The organism is Catellatospora sichuanensis, from assembly GCF_007483665.1.
In the GTDB taxonomy this organism is placed as follows: domain Bacteria; phylum Actinomycetota; class Actinomycetes; order Mycobacteriales; family Micromonosporaceae; genus Catellatospora; species Catellatospora sichuanensis.
In genome coordinates, this window is record NZ_ML660183.1 from 423,965 (window position 1) to 439,690 (window position 15,726).

The 15,726-nt window shown below is 71.2% G+C and carries 19 protein-coding genes; 9 read left to right on the plus strand and 10 right to left on the minus strand.

All coding sequences use genetic code 11. The features are described 5' to 3' along the window. Positions 1-34: 34 nt before the first annotated feature. Positions 35-1,468 carry a sigma-70 family RNA polymerase sigma factor gene (locus FLL47_RS01930; protein WP_144118640.1) on the minus strand — a complete coding sequence of 478 codons (1,434 nt, stop codon included), beginning with the start codon at positions 1,466-1,468 and terminating at the stop codon, positions 35-37. Between the two features lie 196 nt (positions 1,469-1,664). Here FLL47_RS01930 and FLL47_RS01935 point away from each other — a divergent pair, with 196 nt between their 5' ends. Further along, a complete protein-coding gene (locus FLL47_RS01935; RefSeq protein WP_144118641.1) occupies positions 1,665-2,180 on the plus strand; it encodes a DinB family protein in 516 nt (171 codons plus the stop codon). 1 nt (position 2,181) lies between these two features. Here FLL47_RS01935 and FLL47_RS01940 read toward each other — a convergent pair whose 3' ends face one another. The 5 genes from FLL47_RS01940 to FLL47_RS01960 form a co-directional block, all read right to left on the minus strand. Next, a complete protein-coding gene (locus FLL47_RS01940; RefSeq protein ID WP_246157439.1) occupies positions 2,182-3,228 on the minus strand; it encodes a coiled-coil domain-containing protein in 1,047 nt (348 codons plus the stop codon). A gap of 170 nt (positions 3,229-3,398) precedes the next feature. Beyond that, a complete protein-coding gene (locus tag FLL47_RS01945) occupies positions 3,399-3,893 on the minus strand; it encodes a GNAT family N-acetyltransferase (RefSeq protein ID WP_144118642.1) in 495 nt (164 codons plus the stop codon). Positions 3,894-4,013: 120 nt separating this feature from the next. Further along, positions 4,014-4,352: an RNA polymerase-binding protein RbpA gene (locus tag FLL47_RS01950; protein WP_120319291.1), complete on the minus strand. Its 339-nt coding sequence runs from the start codon at positions 4,350-4,352 to the stop codon at positions 4,014-4,016. Between the two features lie 116 nt (positions 4,353-4,468). Then, on the minus strand, positions 4,469-5,473 hold the full coding sequence (locus tag FLL47_RS01955) for an aldo/keto reductase (RefSeq protein WP_144118643.1): 1,005 nt from the start codon (positions 5,471-5,473) through the stop codon (positions 4,469-4,471). A gap of 126 nt (positions 5,474-5,599) precedes the next feature. Beyond that, positions 5,600-7,084: a cellulase family glycosylhydrolase gene (locus FLL47_RS01960; RefSeq protein ID WP_144118644.1), complete on the minus strand. Its 1,485-nt coding sequence runs from the start codon at positions 7,082-7,084 to the stop codon at positions 5,600-5,602. A 267-nt stretch (positions 7,085-7,351) separates the two neighbouring features. Here FLL47_RS01960 and FLL47_RS01965 point away from each other — a divergent pair, with 267 nt between their 5' ends. From FLL47_RS01965 to FLL47_RS01980, 4 genes are all read left to right on the plus strand, one after another. Then, positions 7,352-7,888, plus strand: coding sequence for a dihydrofolate reductase family protein (locus FLL47_RS01965; protein WP_144118645.1), 537 nt, complete (start codon positions 7,352-7,354; stop codon positions 7,886-7,888). A 265-nt stretch (positions 7,889-8,153) separates the two neighbouring features. Further along, on the plus strand, positions 8,154-9,389 hold the full coding sequence (locus FLL47_RS01970) for a lipocalin-like domain-containing protein (protein WP_144118646.1): 1,236 nt from the start codon (positions 8,154-8,156) through the stop codon (positions 9,387-9,389). A 76-nt stretch (positions 9,390-9,465) separates the two neighbouring features. Further along, positions 9,466-10,041 carry a TetR/AcrR family transcriptional regulator gene (locus FLL47_RS01975; protein WP_144118647.1) on the plus strand — a complete coding sequence of 192 codons (576 nt, stop codon included), beginning with the start codon at positions 9,466-9,468 and terminating at the stop codon, positions 10,039-10,041. Positions 10,042-10,079: 38 nt separating this feature from the next. Continuing rightward, the gene (locus FLL47_RS01980) at positions 10,080-10,724 is read left to right on the plus strand and encodes a lysophospholipid acyltransferase family protein (protein ID WP_144118689.1); all 645 of its coding nucleotides are present in this window, start codon (positions 10,080-10,082) and stop codon (positions 10,722-10,724) included. Positions 10,725-10,743: 19 nt separating this feature from the next. Here FLL47_RS01980 and FLL47_RS01985 read toward each other — a convergent pair whose 3' ends face one another. The 3 genes from FLL47_RS01985 to FLL47_RS01995 form a co-directional block, all read right to left on the minus strand. Then, positions 10,744-11,634, minus strand: a complete 891-nt coding sequence (locus FLL47_RS01985) for a hypothetical protein (RefSeq protein ID WP_144118648.1) — start codon at positions 11,632-11,634, stop codon at positions 10,744-10,746. Between the two features lie 177 nt (positions 11,635-11,811). Further along, positions 11,812-12,786 (minus strand): CU044_5270 family protein, encoded by a 975-nt coding sequence (locus FLL47_RS01990; protein WP_144118649.1) that lies wholly within the window; start codon positions 12,784-12,786, stop codon positions 11,812-11,814. Next, the gene (locus tag FLL47_RS01995) at positions 12,783-13,328 is read right to left on the minus strand and encodes an RNA polymerase sigma factor (RefSeq protein ID WP_144118650.1); all 546 of its coding nucleotides are present in this window, start codon (positions 13,326-13,328) and stop codon (positions 12,783-12,785) included. The genes FLL47_RS01990 and FLL47_RS01995 overlap by 4 nt, the downstream gene beginning before the upstream one ends. 265 nt (positions 13,329-13,593) lie before the next feature. Between FLL47_RS01995 and FLL47_RS02000 the strand changes: the two genes are divergently transcribed. Together FLL47_RS02000 and FLL47_RS42645 are read left to right on the plus strand one after the other, a co-directional pair. After that, positions 13,594-14,070, plus strand: coding sequence for a hypothetical protein (locus FLL47_RS02000; protein WP_144118651.1), 477 nt, complete (start codon positions 13,594-13,596; stop codon positions 14,068-14,070). A 9-nt stretch (positions 14,071-14,079) separates the two neighbouring features. Continuing rightward, on the plus strand, positions 14,080-14,541 hold the full coding sequence (locus tag FLL47_RS42645; protein WP_186315518.1) for a type II toxin-antitoxin system RelE family toxin: 462 nt from the start codon (positions 14,080-14,082) through the stop codon (positions 14,539-14,541). Here FLL47_RS42645 and FLL47_RS02010 read toward each other — a convergent pair. Beyond that, complete coding sequence (locus FLL47_RS02010; protein ID WP_144118653.1) at positions 14,538-14,978, minus strand: DNA-binding protein; 441 nt, start codon at positions 14,976-14,978, stop codon at positions 14,538-14,540. The two genes, FLL47_RS42645 and FLL47_RS02010, sit on opposite strands and share 4 nt — an antisense overlap. Before the next feature lie 115 nt (positions 14,979-15,093). On the opposite strand from FLL47_RS02010, the gene FLL47_RS02015 reads away from it, so the two are divergent. Next, entirely contained in the window at positions 15,094-15,285 is a 192-nt protein-coding gene (locus tag FLL47_RS02015) for a hypothetical protein (RefSeq protein WP_144118654.1), read from the plus strand. Between the two features lie 83 nt (positions 15,286-15,368). After that, positions 15,369-15,587 carry a hypothetical protein gene (locus tag FLL47_RS02020; RefSeq protein WP_144118655.1) on the plus strand — a complete coding sequence of 73 codons (219 nt, stop codon included), beginning with the start codon at positions 15,369-15,371 and terminating at the stop codon, positions 15,585-15,587. Positions 15,588-15,726: the final 139 nt, after the last annotated feature.

The window sequence follows — 15,726 nt, forward strand, 5'->3', positions numbered from 1 at the left end:
GTCACCGGTGCCGATGACGCCCCGCGCATCCGCGTCAGCGGAAGCCGAACATCTGGGTCCAGTAGTAGCGGTAGGAGCCTCCGGTCGCCCGGCCCACCCCCATGGCCTTGTAGGAGCAGTTCAGGATGTTCGCCTTGTGGCCAGGCGAGTTCATCCACTGGTTCATGGTGGCCTTCGCGGTGGCGTTGCCCGCGGCGATGTTCTCCGCCGACGGCTGGGTGTAGCCGGCCGCCTTGGCCCGGTCCCACGGGCTGACCCCGTCCGGGGTGGTGTGCGAGAAGTAGTTGCGCTTGGCCATGTCGGCGCTGTGCAGCCGGGATGCTTTGTCCAGCTTCGGCTCGGCGCGCAGCGCGCCGCAGCCCGCGCTCTTGCGTGCCTGGTTGACCAGCGCCAGCATCTGCGCCTCCAACGTCGCCGGAGCCGCCTTGGTGGGACTGGGCCGCACCGACGCGACGGCCGACGGCGAGACCGAAGGGCTGACGGGAGCAGCCGAAGGCGAGGCCGACCCCGACGCCGACGGCGACGCGGACGACCCCGGGGCGATGCCCGCCGCGGCGGCGGCTGCGGCGGCCCCGGCCCGGTCGACGTCCGGGCCTTCGCCGACCACGGGGACCAGCGCCCACACGCCGGTCGCGGCCAGCACGGTGGCCGCCGAGCCGAGTGCCAGTTTGCCGGGCAGGCGCAGCCCGCGCGCACCCGCGGCGGCGACCGCGGCCGCCGGGCTGGTCTGCACCGAACTGCCCGGCACCGGCCCGTCGGTGAGCGCCAGCAGCGCGGCGAACACGGCGTACGCGCCGTTGCGGGCGGACAGGCGGCGGCACTGGTCACAGCCTCGCACGTGCCGGTCGACCTGGGACCGCTCGCGGGAGGTCAGCCGGCGGCGGCCGTGCACGATGGCGTCGAGCCCGGCGCAGCGGCCGTGCCGGCGGGCGATGAGCACGGTGCGCACCGCGCTGCCCAGCGCCGTACGCGAGCGGTGCACCAGCACCGCGGCGTGGGCGGTGCCGACGCCGAGCACCTCGCCGATCTCGCGACTGGACAGGTCCCAGCGCACGTTCAGCTCCAGCACCGCACGCTGGCGCGGTTCGAGCCCGTGCGCGGCGGCCCAGACCAGCTCGTACGCCTCCCGCTGCTCGGCGGCCTGCTCGGGGTGTCGGCCCGGGGTGTCGTCGACCAGCAGCGCCGGATCGGGCAGCGGCGCGGGGGCGACCCGGGCCGCGGCAGACATGGCCCGGCGGTACGCGATGGAGAACAGCCAGGTCCGGAACACGTCGGGGTCGCGCAGCTTGGCCAGGTCGCGCCAGGCCACCAGGAACGTCTCCTGCACCACGTCCTCGGCGGTGTGCCGGTCACCGACCTGCCGGAACACGAAACCGATCAGGCCCGGCCGGTACAGGCGGTAGAGCCGGTCGAACGCCTCGCGGTCTCCTGCCGCGGCGGCCCTGGCGAGGGACGTGTCTGACCGCATGAGTGCCTCCCGAGGTAGCGGTGTTTCGCTGATAAGTCCCGCCACCGGTCGCGCCATTACACCCAACGCGAGAATTTCTGTCCACGCGAGCGGCGGGCCCGCTCGCCTGGCGGAGATCCGAGCCCGCCCGTGCCGCCACCGTACTGAGCCGACTACGCGGACTGCGGATGTCGGCGCCCGCCCCTACGCTGTCGCGATGACGATCGACGAGATCAAGGCAGCGCCGCGGGTCCGGCCGCCGGAGGACGGCACCGAGCGCGAGACCCTCACCGGCCTGCTCGACTTCCTGCGCGCCACGGTGGTGAACAAGGTCGCCGGGCTGACCGACGAGCAGGCCTTCAGCCGCCCAGTGCCGGCGTCCGAGCTGACCCCCGCCGGGCTGGTCCGCCACCTGGCGGGGGTGGAGCGGTTCTGGTTCAGCATCGACTTCGCGGGGCTGGACCTGCCATGGCCGTGGACCGGGCAGGAGCCGGACGGCGGTTTCCCGGTCCCGCCGGGCGAGACGCTCGCCGGGATCGTGGCCGATTACGTGGCCGAGTGCGCGCGGTCCCGGCAGTCTGTCCAGCACGCCGGGCTCGACGAGCGGGCGCGGGCCGAGGGCAACTCCTTCACCCTGCGGTACGCGTACGTGCACATGATCGAGGAGACCGCACGTCACTGCGGCCACCTCGACCTGCTGCGCGAAAGCCTCGACGGCCAGCGGGGCGCCTGAGCTAGTTCACCGACAGGTGCACGTGGTCGGTGTGGTCGGCCGACGGCGAGTCACCGCAGCTCGACCCGGTAGGCGAATATCGGTGCCAGCCACCGCCGGTTGCCGTCCACACCTGGCAGAACCAGATGACGTACATGACCCCGAGCGCGCTGGCGTTCTTGACGAAGTACGCGGCCAGTTTGTTGCCGTAGGTGCGGTCGCCGCCGGTGGCATGGCCGCCGAAGCCGCCCACCGCCACCGAGAAGTCGCAGGCGCGGCCCTTGGGGTGCTCGTACATGTCGCCGGGACGCCAGCACGAGGTGTACCGCTTGAAGCCGGCCTTCTGAGCCTGCAGGTACGCGTGCAGCGTGCGCGGCGTGATGCACGCGCCCGCCACCGTCTTGCGGGTCGGATCGTCGATGCTGCAGACCTCGCGGGGCCAGGTGCCGTCCGCGTTGCGCTTGGCCGGAATGGCCAGCGGCGAGTTCGGGTCGACCCAGCCCTTGGTGGCCGCGCCGCCGAGCGCGCTGAGCGCCTTGTCTGCGGCCTTGCGCAGCTTCGCCATCTCGGCAAAGTGCTTGGCCTGCTCCTTCACGGACGCGTCGACGGCGGCCTTGGCCGCGAAGATCTCGTTCTTGACCTGGACCAGCTCGCTGATGCGGGCATCGTCGCGGGCGGTCAACTTCTCCATCGCCGCGGAGCGGGCCAGGAACTCGTCGGACGTGTTCGCGTTCAGCATCACGCCGATGACCCCGAGCCGCCCGGACTTGTACGCCTCGGCGGCGTACTTGGCGACGCTCGCCCGGACCCGCGTGTAGCGGTTCTCCGCCGCGAGCAGCGTCTGGTTCATGGTGGTCTGCTCTTTTTTCGCCTTGAGCATGGCCGCTTCGGCGTCGAGGTACTGCCCGGCGGCGCTCTCCAGGTTCTGGCGCGCCTGGGCGACCTTGGTCGACGGGATCTCGTTGGGCTCGGCGTTGGCGGGCGTCCCGAAGCCGGTGACCAGCAACACAACGGCCACGAGCAGGGCGAGCAGGGACGCGGGGCGGGGGCGGCGCACCGGGGCAGGCACGTACAGGATCCTTCCGTCGTCCGCCGCGCAGGAGCCGGGCGCGCGGCGGCGGCCGCCAGGGGTGAGGGGGAACTCTGCACGGGCGCGGCCGCCTGGCAGATTACCGCGATGCGGCGGCGCGGGAAAGTCTTCGAGGTCGCCGTGGGTGACCGCGAAGCCCGCTGGAGGCTTCAGCCTGCCGAGATCACCAGGTCACGGAGGTATCGCATACCCGGACGGTCACCGAGAGTGATCGGGCCATCGACGGTGAAGCCATTGCGCCGCAGCACCGCAGCGGAGGCGGCGTTGTCCAGGGTGGTCACGGCGCTGAGCCCGGTCAGCCCGTACTCGCCCGCGGCCTGCGCGCAGACCTGCGCCACCATCGCCGTGGCCAGACCTCTGCCGGCGGCGCTCTCGGCGATCCGGTAGCCGAGTTCGGCGCGGCCGTCGGCGACGTCGACGAGGTTGACCCGGCCCGCGATCGCCCCGGCCGGGTCCACCACTACGTGGAAGTGGTGCAGCCCGGCCGCCTGCTCGGCGAGGATCGCCGCGTGCCGCTCGGGGAAGCACGCGAAGTAGTCGTCGCCCCGGTCGGCGATGGTGCGGGCGAACCAGGCCCGGTTGGCCGTCTCGAACGCCAGCAGCGCCGGGGCGTGCTCGGCGGTGAGGCGCTGCAGTTCGTACATGCGCCGGGACGCTACCCGAGCGGCCCGCCACGCCGCCCCGGATTTGCCGCCGCCCGGATCGGGACACACGAATGCCGGCGCCGGTCTCGGGGATCGGCGCCGGCATCGGCGATGTCAGGGTCAGCGACCGCGCTTGGTGCGCACCTCGGCCAGACGCTCGTTCAGGATCTCCTCGAGCTCCTCGATCGAGCGGCGCTCCAGCAGCATGTCCCAGTGCGTACGCGGAGGCTTGACCTTCTTCTGCTCCGGCTCGGTGCCGTCGACCAGCCGCGCCACGGCGCCGTCGAACTTGCACTCCCACGTCGAGGGCACCTCGGCGTCCACGGCGAACGGCACCTCGAACCGGTGCCCGTTGACGCACGAGAACTCACGGGTCTGCCGGGGCGCGAACTCGGTGTTACGGTCAGACTCGTAGCTGACGGCGCCAAGTCGGCTTCCCCGCAGCACGCGCTCGCCCATACCAGCTCCTCACAGTCGAAATGGCCTCTGGTTACGCAACGACGCGCACACCCGTCGTGTTTCCCCAGCGGCAGACGACAGTACGCGTCCGGCGCCAGCCACGACAACCCGACACGTCAGGCCCCGGCGGCGTCCAGGCGCGCGGCCTGCTCGTCGGAGAGCATGACGTCGAGCGCGGCGTGCGCCGTCTCATACTGCTCCAGCGTTCGCGGACCCACCAGTGGAATCATCGTCGGCGACGCCCGCAGCAGCCAGGCCAGCACCACCTGGTTCGGGGTGGCTCCGACCTCGGCGGCCACCGCGGCGGCCGCGGCCAGCCGCGCCTGCGCGTCGGGGCCTTCGTAGTTCTCCATCGCCCAGTGCCCCGCCCGCTTGGCCGCGGAGTCGTAGACGCCCTTGAGGATCGGCGAGTACGCCACCAGCGACAGGTCGTCGTGCTCGCGCAGGTAGTCCAGCTGCTCGTCGTCCACGATGGAGGCGGAGTCCAGCCCCGCCTTCGGGCGCAGATAGGTGTGCTGCTGCTGCAGGGCGACCGGGGCCGGCCAGCCGTTGGCCGCGCAGAGCTGCCGGATCCGCTCCAGCCGCCAGGTGCGCACGTTCGACCAGCCGATGTATCGGGCCTTGCCCGCGGCGACGATGCCGGCGAGCGCTTCCAGGGTCTCCTCCAGCGGCGTGGCCCGGTCGTCGACGTGCACGTAGTAGAGGTCGACGTGGTCGGTGCGCAGCCGCCGCAGGCTGTCGTCGATCGCCTTGGTCAGGGTCGCCGCGCCCGCGCCTTCGAACCGGGTGCGGGCCAGCGGCCAGTCGGGCTGCCCGTCGCGCCACAGGCCGTCCTGCTCTGTGATCATGGCGCTGCCCTTGGTGGCGAGGAAGACCCGGTCGCGGCGGCCGGTGCGGGTGAGCCAGCGGCCGAGCAGTTCCTCGCTCTCTCCGCCGGGGCTGCCTTCCCGCTCCCACCAGCGGTAGCAGTTGGCGGTGTCGATGAAGTTGCCGCCGGCGTCGAGGAACCGGTCGAGCATCTCGACGGAGGTGGGCTCGTCGGTGCTGGTTCCCATGAGCATGGCGCCGAGGGCCAGTTGGCTGACCTGCTCGCCGGTGCGTCCGAGTTCTACGGTTTTCATGTACTGCCTCCTCGATCGTGTACCCCTGCCACGCTAGAAGCTGGAGCGCGCTCCAGGTCAAGTAGGACAGCACGGCGCGGCCCCCTTCGCCGGGCGCGAGGGGGCCGCGCCGCTGATCGGGGCGGGTCAGCTGGTCGGGAAGTTGTCCGCCGTGCGGATGCGGTTGCGCATGAAGTTGCCGGACTCGGTCAGCACCGCGGTGCCCGCGTAGTTACCGCCGTTGCAGGTGCCGGGCTTGAACGCGGCACTGCCCTCGTCGGCGTCGGAGTAGGTCCAGTTCGCGTAGCCGATCTTCAACCGGTCCAGCATGTCCAGCCAGGCGGTGCTGCTGGCCGTGTCGACCGCACCGCCGCCGGTGTAGGTGACCGTGCCGAACTCGGTGACGAAGAGCGGCAGCGCGGCGGCCGCCCGCTCCACCTCGGCGCGGTAGTTGTCCTTGTGCGACGCGGCGTAGAAGTGGAACGCGTACATGATGTTCGTGGCGTTGACCTTGTTGTTGATGATCTCGGTGGAGTTGCCGCCCTCGGAGACGCCCAGCGACGACCAGCCACGGGTGCCGACGATGACCACGGCGTCCGGGTCGTTGGCACGGATCACCGGGATGACCTGCTCGGCGTAGTTCTTGATCGTCGACCAGCTCACGCCGTTCGGCTCATTGGTGATCTCGTAGATCACGTTGTTCTTCGCCGCGTGGCGCGCCGACACCGCGGCGAAGAAGGTCTTCGCACGCTCCAGGTTGTACATCGGGTCACCCGGCGTCAGCGTGTGGAAGTCGATCATCGCGTACAGGCCGCGCTCGGTGGCCTCCTCGACGAGGTTGTTCACCTGGTTGGTGAACCCGGCCGGGTTGGTCTCGTAGCCCTGCTCCTGCACGTACATCGACACGCGCAGCAGGTCGGCCTGCCAGTCGCTCGCGAGCGCGTTCAGCGAGTTGTCGTTGTAGCAGTTGGCGAACCACTGGATGCCGTGCGTGCTCATACCACGCAGCTGGATCGGGCGGTTGAACCGGTTGCAGAGGTTCACGCCGCAGACGCGCAGCTGTCCGTTGATCGCGACGGGGGTCTGCCCGGTCGGCTGAGACGGGCTGGGCGACGGCGAGGCGGACGGTGACGTGGACGGCCGGGGTGAGGCCGACGGCGAGCTGCTCGGCGCCGGTGAGCTCGGCGCGGGCGAGCTGGGGGTGGTGGAGCCGGTGCAGACGGTGCCGTTGAGGGTGAACGAGGTAGGCAACGGGTTGGCCGTGGTCCAGCTGCCGTTGAAGCCGATGCCGGTGGAGGCGTTGGTGGCCAGCGAACCGTTGTAGCTCATGCTCGTCGCGGTCACCGCCGAGCCGCTCTGGGCGTAGGTCGCCGACCAGCCCTGGGTCACCTTCTGGCCGGAGTTCGGGAAGGTGAACCCGAGGGTCCAGTTGCTGATCGGGTCGCCGAGGTTCTTGATGGTGATGTTCGCGGTGAAGCCGCCCTGCCACTGGTTGGTGGTGTAGGTGACGGCGCAGCCGCTGGCGGCCATGGCGTTGACCACGGGCAGCGCGACGGTGACACCCAGGGCCAGCGCACCGACCGCGCCGGCCGCGATCAGGGCGCGCCGGGACGCGCGTGGGAGGAGTCTCATGACGAGCCTTTCGTCGGGATCGGGGTGGGCGCGCGCCGGACCGGTCCTCGTCGGGCAACAAGGGGGCAGCAAACGCCCTGGCCAGAGACCGGGAGCGCTCCCATCGACCAGAGCTTAAGGCCCCGGTAATCCCTTCGCAACATATCCATTCATCGAATGCTCATACCGCCGCAGAGCGAGTGAAACTTTCAGAAACACTCCCCCTCGTGATCGGATGTACGGTCCCCGGCACGATGCCGGGCAACGCGGACCCACGGGAGGAAACGCATGGGCAGGGTGCTGTGGCACGTCACGATGTCACTGGACGGCTTCATCGCCGGGCCGGGCGGCGACATGTCCTGGCTGGCCGGACACGGTGGACCCAATCCCGTCGTCGACGAGGTGCTGGCCCGCATCGGTGCGGTCCTCATCGGTCACCGGACCTTCTTCGGCCCGCACAGCCCCGCAACCGCCCAGGGCCGGCTGTACGGCGGTGCGTGGACCGGCCCGCAGCTGGTGCACACCCGGGACATCCCCGACGACCCGAACCCTGACTTCATTTTCGTCGACGACCTGCTGGAGGCCGTCGCCTCCGCGAAAGCCGCCGCGGGAGACGGCTACGTGGTCGTGCTCGGCGCGGCCACCGCCCGCAGCTGCCTGGACGCCGGCCTGCTGGACGAGGTCCTGGTGCACGTGGTGCCGACCCTGCTCGGCGACGGCACGCGCCTGTTCGAGCGCCCCGGCGGCGACGGCACCCGCCTGGAGCAGGTGAGCGTCACCCACACCGCCCACCTCACCAACATCTGGCTCCGCGTCCCCCACTAACCACCGCCTCGCCCCGCCCCGGCCCGCCCCGCCCCGCCCTTGATCATCTGACTTGCCAGGCACATGTGCGTATCTTGAACCCGCTTTCGCCCATGTGCCCGGCAAGTCGAGTGACCTTGGTGTGCCGCGCCGCGCACCGGAGGGGCGGCGAGGTTGGCGATCTCACCTACGCGCAGGGCAAACGCGAGCTACATTACGCAAACCAGGGCAATAGGGTGATCCACCTGAAAGGCCGGCGCTGCGGCGTGATGGGACGGCGAGCAAGATGAGTGAGGTTCCCGGAAGGTTCTCCCGCCGCACGGCGCTGCGGGCGTTGGCCGCAGGGTCGTTCGTCGCCCTCCCCGGGCTGGCCGCGTGCACCCGGTCCGCGCCGCCCGCCCCGCCCGACGACGGCCCCACGCTCAACCGCTACGGCACCAGCCCCGCCGACTACGCCCGGCTCAACCTCAAGCCCGACACCTATTACGCCTGGGAGGACGGCTTCCGCACGGCCGCCGCCAACGAGGACCCCCGGGTGTACGAGTGGTGGCACACCGAGCTGACCGGCGAGGACGGCATCGTCGTGTCGTTCACGCTGAAGACCCGCCCTGGCGACGGTCTCAGCGCCGAGTCCGACCGGCGTCCCGCGGTGAACCTGCTGATCACCACGCCTTGGGGCAACGAGTTCAGCGTGTTCCGGACCTACAGCTGGAGCGAGTTCGCCAGCGCCCAGGACCGCTGCAACGTCAAGGTCGGCCCGTTCACGCTCACCGGCGACCTGAAGAACTACCAGCTGCGCGGCACCGCCGACGACATCACCCTCAACCTGAACCTGACCAGCACCGCGGCTCCGTTCCGGCCCGGCACGGGATACGTCCACCTCGGCGGCCCCGACCAGTACCAGGCCTGGTTCGCCGCCGTCCCGTCGGGCAAGGCCGAGGGCCACATCGTCTTCTACAACGAGAAGCGCGAGTTCGTCGGCACCGGCTACCACGACCACACGTGGGGCAACCTGCCGCTGCCGCAGTTCGTCGACCGGTGGCGCACCGGCATGGGCGTCGCCGACCGCTACTCCGTGGTGGCCCGGGACATCCACCTGCGCGGCAAGTACGACTCGACGGACCTGACCGTGCTGCTCGTCGACGACATCGAGTCGAAGAAGCGCCTGGTGGCCGCGTACAACGACGAGACGCTCAACGCCACCGAGATGCAGACCGGCGAGGAGGACGAGTTCGCCGAGGTGCAGTGGAACTACACCGGGGACAACTCGGCGATCGTCACCATGACCGCCACCGACCGGCTGGTGCCCGGCCGCCCGTACGTCAACGGGACCGGCTCGGTGCTGCCCGCCTCCCGCGGCGAGGCGCCACGCAAGCGCTGGTACATCCGCAACGAGGCAGAGATCGCGCTCAGCCTGGGCACGATGGGCCCCGGCTACCGGGTCACCGGCAAGGGCACGCTCGACAACGCCCAGTTCGAGCTGCTGTCGGGGCAGCCGACCCCGAAGCCGAAGCCGTCCTGAGCGGCCGACGCGCGAACCGCACGATCCACCCGCCCAGCAAGTAGACACTGTCTACCCACTCTGGTAGACAGTGTCTATGCCGGACCAGGACACCACCCTGCGCGCCCGCCTCATCGAGGTGGGCGTGGACCTGCTCACCCGCGAAGGACCCGGATCGCTGACGCTGCGCGAGATCGCCCGGCGGGCCGGGGTGTCGCACGGCGCGCCGCGCCGCTACTTCCCCAGCCACCTGTCCCTGCTGTCCGCCATCGCCCAGGTCGGCTACCAGGATCTCGGCGGCCGCATCGCCGGGCTGCGCGACGAGGCCGACCCGCGCGCCGGGCTGCTCGCGCTGGGCCGCGACTACCTCGACTTCGCCCGTACCCAGCGCGGCATGTTCGAGCTGATGTTCCGCCACGAGCTGCTGCGCGGCAACCAGATCGGCCTGCGCGACGCCAGCCGCCAGCTCTTCGGCGTGCTCGTCGACCTGGTCACCCGCGCCCGGCACGGCCTGGCCGCCCCCGAGCCCGTCGTCGTCGCCGGGGCACTGTGGGCGAACCTGCACGGCATCGCCCAACTCTGGCTGTGGGGCAGCCTGCAGATGACCGTGCAGACCGACGACGTCGACCCGCTGCTACGCGCCGCTCTGGACGCCCACCTGGGCCCAGCCTGATCACCGGAGGACACGTGTCGATCCAGTCCATCACCAGGATGCTGCTCACCCCGCTGGCGCGGGCGGCGTTCCGGCCGACCGTCGAAGGCCGCGAGCACATCCCGCTGGACGGACCGCTCATCCTGGCCGCGAACCATCTGTCGTTCCTGGACAGCTTCATCATCCCGCTGATGACACCCCGGCCGGTCGCGTTCATGGCCAAGGCGGAGTACTTCACCGGCACCGGTCTGCGGGGGCGGCTCATCCGCGAGCTGATGACGGGCCTCGAAGCCATCCCGGTGCAGCGCGGCGGACACCGCGCCGCCCAGGAGTCCCTGGAACTGGCGCTCGACGTGCTTCACCGCGGCGGCGCGTTCGGCATCCACCCCGAAGGCAGCCGCTCGCGCGACGGCCGCCTCTACCGCGGCCGCACCGGCGTGGCCTGGCTCGCCCTGGCCTCCGGCGCGCCGGTCGTGCCCGTCGCGGTCATCGGCACCGACCGCATCCAGCCGGTCGGCGCGAAGCTCCCCCGGCCCGGCCGGATCACCATCCGCTTCGGCGCACCACTGCGCTTCACCCAGCAGCCCGGCATCAGCGTCGGCCGGGCCCGCCGCCAGGCCACCGACGACATCATGGCCGCCATCCAGGCCCTCTCCGGCCAGCAGACCGCCGACGAGTTCAACGAACTCTCGCTGACTCCCTGAGCCGCGGTTCATGCCGGCGTCAGGCGCCTTCCTCGCACCAGGCGAGTCCGCCGGGGCAGCCACGGACCGAGTGAGCCACGAACTTGCGTGCGTTCGTGTCGACGACGGCCGCGGTGCGGAAGGGCCGGCCGTGGTCGTCGATGACGAGGGTGCCGCTGCGGCCCGCGCTGGTCCAACGCAGGCGTAGCCGCCAGGTGCAGTCGCAGTGACCGGGGTCGGCGGTGATGGCGAAGATCTCCGGGTCGGACTCGGAGACGCTGAACGGGAATGCCACCGCCGGGATCTCGTTGCCCGCCGCGTCCACGCCCGCCGCGGGGACCGGCCGCGGGTTCGCGGTGTCCAGGCCCACCTTGAACAGGCGGGGCGATTCACCGGCACCGCAACCGGACTCGGGGTAGAACAGCGTCGTCGCCTCGATCGCCGGGCCCCTCGGCTCCACCACCTCGACGGTCATGTCCTGCAGCACCACGGTCTTCTCGGTGCTGCCCTGCAGCGTGAGCAGGAGGCGCCCCTCGGCAGGGATCGCGTCGACCCGCTGCATCCACTCGGCGACCTCGTCATCGGCGGGCCGTATGCGCGAGTCCGGGTCGACCACGCGGTGTGGGCTCGACAGCTCACCCGGGTAGGCGTTCACCGCGTACGGCGCGCAGTAGTCGCCGCGGAAGAGCACGTCCACGCTGAACGGCGGCTCGTCGGCGGCGGCCGAGGCCGGTGCGGCACCGCCGCCGGGGGTGTCCTCGCCCGGAGTGAGGACCGCGAGCGCGACGCCGCTGATCACGGACACGACCACCGCCGAGGCGACGCCGCTGAGCCAGTTGCGCAGCACCCGGTGCCGCCGCCACCAGCCCATGGCCGGGCGGACCACCGGACCCGGCACGGGGTGTGCGGAAGGATCGATCGGCAGCGTCACGTCGCTCCCCTGTCCGGTGTGGAGGCAGTACCGGACGATGACGCTACTGAATGTCCGTGCCCGGTCGCAGCGACGCCATGGACAGAGTTGCCCGGCCGATCGAACATGCCCGGACGTGCTGCGCCGGCAGGCGGCGTGACCCGTTCGGGCCGCGCGGCCTGCCGGCATACATCTGGATCAGCTCAGGGTCGACGCGTCCGGCAGCGGGCCGTCGGCCCAGCGGGCCTCGAGCCGGACCAGCCAGCTGGCCAGCCGACCGCCGGTCCAGGACTCACTGGCCAGGGCCTGGCCCGTCGCCGGGTCGACGATCAGCCGGGTCTGCGACTTGGCGAAGTCGCCCTGGCGGGTGACCGAGATCGCGACGCCGATGCGCCCTCGCTGGTCGGTGACCCGGCCCAGCGACGTCACGCCGGGCAGTTCCGCCAGCATCCGGTACGCGGCCCCGCGCACCTGCGGGGTCACCGGCAGGTCGAGGACGAGGTCCATACCGGCGTGGAACAGGAACACGTCGCGTCCCTCCGCCTCCCCGTCGTTGCCGTCGTACGAGCCGAGCAACCGCCGCTTGAGCTGCCCCGGGTCGGTGGGCAGCGCGGCCAGTTCCTGCACCGACCGCGGCTGTCCGGCGAGCAGGAAGTTGTTCGCCGACGTGTGCCCCTGCATCGGGCGGGCCGCCCACGACCCGTCAGCGCGGCGGAAGTAGCCGCTCGAGGGCAGACCGGGCAGCGCAGCCAGCCACATCATCTCGTCCTGTCCGCGCCGGGTGCCCTCGCCGTGCTCGGCGCGCAGCACCCAGTAGTCGCCGTCGGACGCGACCGTGGATTCACTGCGCTGGGCGGCGGCCAGCAGCACGCTGCCCGCGTCCGTGGGCAGTTCGGCAGGGGCGTTGGAGGCCGGTGCGCTGGCGGGTGGCTGCACCAGCGTCGGCCCCGTCCCGGACGGGTTGTTGAGCAGGAACGCTCCGGTCACGGCCAGTGCGACGGCGGGCAGGCCCGCGGCGAGGACGAGGCGGCCCACCGGCCGCCGGGCGGTGCGCGTCACGGTCTCCTCCTGGGGGTACGACATGATCAGGGCGGGGTCGGCGGGCGGCGCGGCCGGGTCGAGGCTGGTCGGGCGGGCCGCGGTCAGGGCCCGCAGAGTGTCGCGGTGGCTCATCGGGAGTACTCCTGCGCAGTGAGGCGGACGGGGCGGCGGCGGTCCACCGGCACGGGGTCGGACATGGCCTGCTCCAGGCGTCTGCGAGCCCGGTGCAGGCGCACGAAGAAGCTCGCGGTCGAGCAGCCGACGACACGGGCGGCGTCCCTCGCGGACAGGCCCTGCCACGCGGTCAGCGTGAGCGTCTCCCGGTCGTCGTCGCTCAGCCCCGCGAGCGCGGCCAGCATCGCCGCGCGGTCGGCGACGCCGTCGGCTACGTCGGCGTCGGCTTCGACGGTCCAGGCCCGCAGCTCGGTGGCGAGGCTCGCCTGGCGTACGTCGTCGCGGAAGCGTTCCCGGATCACGTTGCGGGCCACGCCCAGCAGCCACGGCAGCGGCCCTTCGGGCACGGCCTCCAGCCTGCGCCAGGCCACCAGGAACGTGTCGGCGACGACGTCGTCGGCGAGCGTGCGTCCGGCCCGGCTCACCGCGTACGCGTACACCTGTCGATGATGTCGGTGGTAGATGGCGGTGAACCGACTGTTCGGCTCCTCATGGGTCACTGGCTCCTGCTCCTTCGTCGGAAGGTGTTCCGTCACCAGGTAGTGCGCGCAGGGAGTCGATTCTTACTACGCGACACGCGCCACCGTCCCGGCACCGCCGTCCGCGCAGGTAGCGCGCCCAGCGGACGCACCGGGCCATTCGTCCGCCGCGGACCGCCGAGCTGGCCGGGCGCCGCCAGGTTGAGCTGATCGTCCGCGGCGTACTTGCGGATTCGTGGGTCATACTCGTAAGTGCCGGGCTCGATTCGAGGGACAGGAGCCTGCCGTGACCGTCGCCTCCGACCGCGAGAAGATCGCCGACCTGCTCTCCTCCGTGGAGGAGCTGGAGGACATCGCCCGCACGCTCGACGACGAACGGCGTGCGCGGCTGCTGCGCGTCGCCCGGCAGTGGCTGGCCACCTGCGAACCCATCCGCCCCGTGATCGCGGCTGAGCTGCTCGACCTGAGCGAGCCGACCATCAGGGAGTGGGCCCGCACGGGCATCTTCGTGATCGTGGAGGTCAACGGGCAGCCGCGGCTCGAACCGCGCCGCTTCCACGAGGTCTGGCACCTGGTCCGGGAGCTGCGCCAGGCCGGGCAGACCAGAGGGTTGCTGGACGCCGTGTGGCGCTACCTGGAGGACACCGCGCTGCTGGAACGCGACGACGTCCGGGAAAGCCTCGCCCAGATGCGGCGCGGCGAGGGCAAGGCCATCGACACCGGCGAACTGCTCGCGCGTACGCGGCAGAGCGGTCTTAGGTAGGTTGCCGACGTGCCCGTCGCCCTCGAATGGACCCCCCGCGCCGAGCAGCAGTTCGAGAGTCTGCGCAACCGCCAGCAGCAGCAGGTGGCGCAGTTTCTGCGCCACCTCGAAGCCGAAGGCTGCGCGGCCCTCGGCTACCGCCTCACCGGCGGTGTCCCGCTCGACCACCTGTGCGTGAAGCACGTGGGCGACCTGCGCATCGTGGTCGCGTTCCGGTCCGGCAGGCAGGCGTGCGTGGTCCTGATCGGACGACACGACGAGGCCGACCCGGGCGGCGACGTGTACGCGGCGCTGTACGAACTCGCCGGGGTCAAACCACCGACGGATCCGCGCACCAAGCCGTCGTGCTGCGATGACAGCGGCCTGCCGCCCGAGATCGGCGCGGCCGTCGACGAACTCACCGACCGGGCTGTCCGGATCCGCCGGACCAGGCGCGGCGAAGGCCGCAACGGCGACTTGCCTCGCGGCTAGCTCGCGGGGCTGGGCCGTGTGCGGTCGGTCAGGCGCTCGTGGCGCTGCCGGGCGGCCTGCGGGGTGCCGAGCCCCAACCCGAAGGCGATCGCCTGCCAGGTCAGGCCGCGGGCGCGGGCCAGGTCGAGCAGACCCGTCTCCAGCGCGTCGAGTTCGGCGCGTACCCGGGGAATCAGGGTGAGCGCGGCGGTCAGGTCGGCGGAGTCCAGCGGGGCTTCGTCCGGCTCGGGCAGTGCGGAACCGGCCGCGAGCGACACCGTCAGGCTGACCGCCTCGTACGGGTCGAGCACCATCGCGTTCCGCCAGCGATCCCGCTGGCTGCCCGTTGCCGCGTGGCGCTCGGCGATGCGGGTGAGCGCGGCGAAGTCGCGCATCGCCCGAGCACGGCCGGCATCCGGCGGAACGAACAGGTCATCGGTCTCTTGCGCTTCAGCCATGCTTGCCAGTCAACCTCATCAACCACTCGTTGTCAACTCAATGTTGTAAACGATATGTTCAATCGCCCGAGTGCACCATATGCGGGCCGTACATACATCGCGTATGCTCGCCGGTATGACGCGCCTGACTGTGAGCGTGCCGGATGCGCTGGCGGAGCAGATCAAACTGGCCGCAGGCGACAACGTCTCCGCCTGGATGGCTGAGGCGGCACGCGACAAGATGCTTTCCGAGGAGTGCAAGGCGCTCGCCGCCTGGGAGAAGACCAACCGCGACGACGGCTGGAACGCCGAACGGTGGGGCGAGTGAACCGAGGCGACGTTTGGGAGCACCCACTACGTGGCCGGCAGTTCCTCGTGATCTCCACGCAACGACTCACGGAGAACGGAACCGTGATCGTCGCGGAGATCTCCCCGACCGTTCCCTCCGGCACGCGCGGCATGCTGGCCGTACAACTCGGGGAGACCGATCCGACGGCGGGCGCCGTGATCGCCTACCGGCTCAACTGGCAGACCGCTGACCGCATGGCCGACTGGAAGTTCATCGGCCGGGTCTCGGAGGCCACCCTCGACGTGGTCGCCATGGCGATTCGAACTGCCATGGACCTCTGAACATGTAGTTGGTGACGTGCGGCGCGCCGAGACAGTCGACTGCAGGCAGATGCCGCATCGCGCGCACGGAACAGACGTGGGGGGGGGCGGCGCCCACCCCGCCCCCCCCCCCCCCCCACCCGCCCCCCCCCCGCGGCGG

Coding starts and splice junctions, on each gene's coding strand:
- FLL47_RS01930 (WP_144118640.1), bottom strand. CDS start 1,468: ATGCGGTCAGACACGTCCCTCGCCAGGGCCGCCGCGGCAGGAGACCGC.
- FLL47_RS01935 (WP_144118641.1), top strand. CDS start 1,665: ATGACGATCGACGAGATCAAGGCAGCGCCGCGGGTCCGGCCGCCGGAG.
- FLL47_RS01945 (WP_144118642.1), bottom strand. CDS start 3,893: ATGTACGAACTGCAGCGCCTCACCGCCGAGCACGCCCCGGCGCTGCTG.
- FLL47_RS01950 (WP_120319291.1), bottom strand. CDS start 4,352: ATGGGCGAGCGCGTGCTGCGGGGAAGCCGACTTGGCGCCGTCAGCTAC.
- FLL47_RS01955 (WP_144118643.1), bottom strand. CDS start 5,473: ATGAAAACCGTAGAACTCGGACGCACCGGCGAGCAGGTCAGCCAACTG.
- FLL47_RS01960 (WP_144118644.1), bottom strand. CDS start 7,084: ATGAGACTCCTCCCACGCGCGTCCCGGCGCGCCCTGATCGCGGCCGGC.
- FLL47_RS01965 (WP_144118645.1), top strand. CDS start 7,352: ATGGGCAGGGTGCTGTGGCACGTCACGATGTCACTGGACGGCTTCATC.
- FLL47_RS01970 (WP_144118646.1), top strand. CDS start 8,154: ATGAGTGAGGTTCCCGGAAGGTTCTCCCGCCGCACGGCGCTGCGGGCG.
- FLL47_RS01975 (WP_144118647.1), top strand. CDS start 9,466: ATGCCGGACCAGGACACCACCCTGCGCGCCCGCCTCATCGAGGTGGGC.
- FLL47_RS01980 (WP_144118689.1), top strand. CDS start 10,080: ATGCTGCTCACCCCGCTGGCGCGGGCGGCGTTCCGGCCGACCGTCGAA.
- FLL47_RS01990 (WP_144118649.1), bottom strand. CDS start 12,786: ATGAGCCACCGCGACACTCTGCGGGCCCTGACCGCGGCCCGCCCGACC.
- FLL47_RS02010 (WP_144118653.1), bottom strand. CDS start 14,978: ATGGCTGAAGCGCAAGAGACCGATGACCTGTTCGTTCCGCCGGATGCC.
- FLL47_RS02015 (WP_144118654.1), top strand. CDS start 15,094: ATGACGCGCCTGACTGTGAGCGTGCCGGATGCGCTGGCGGAGCAGATC.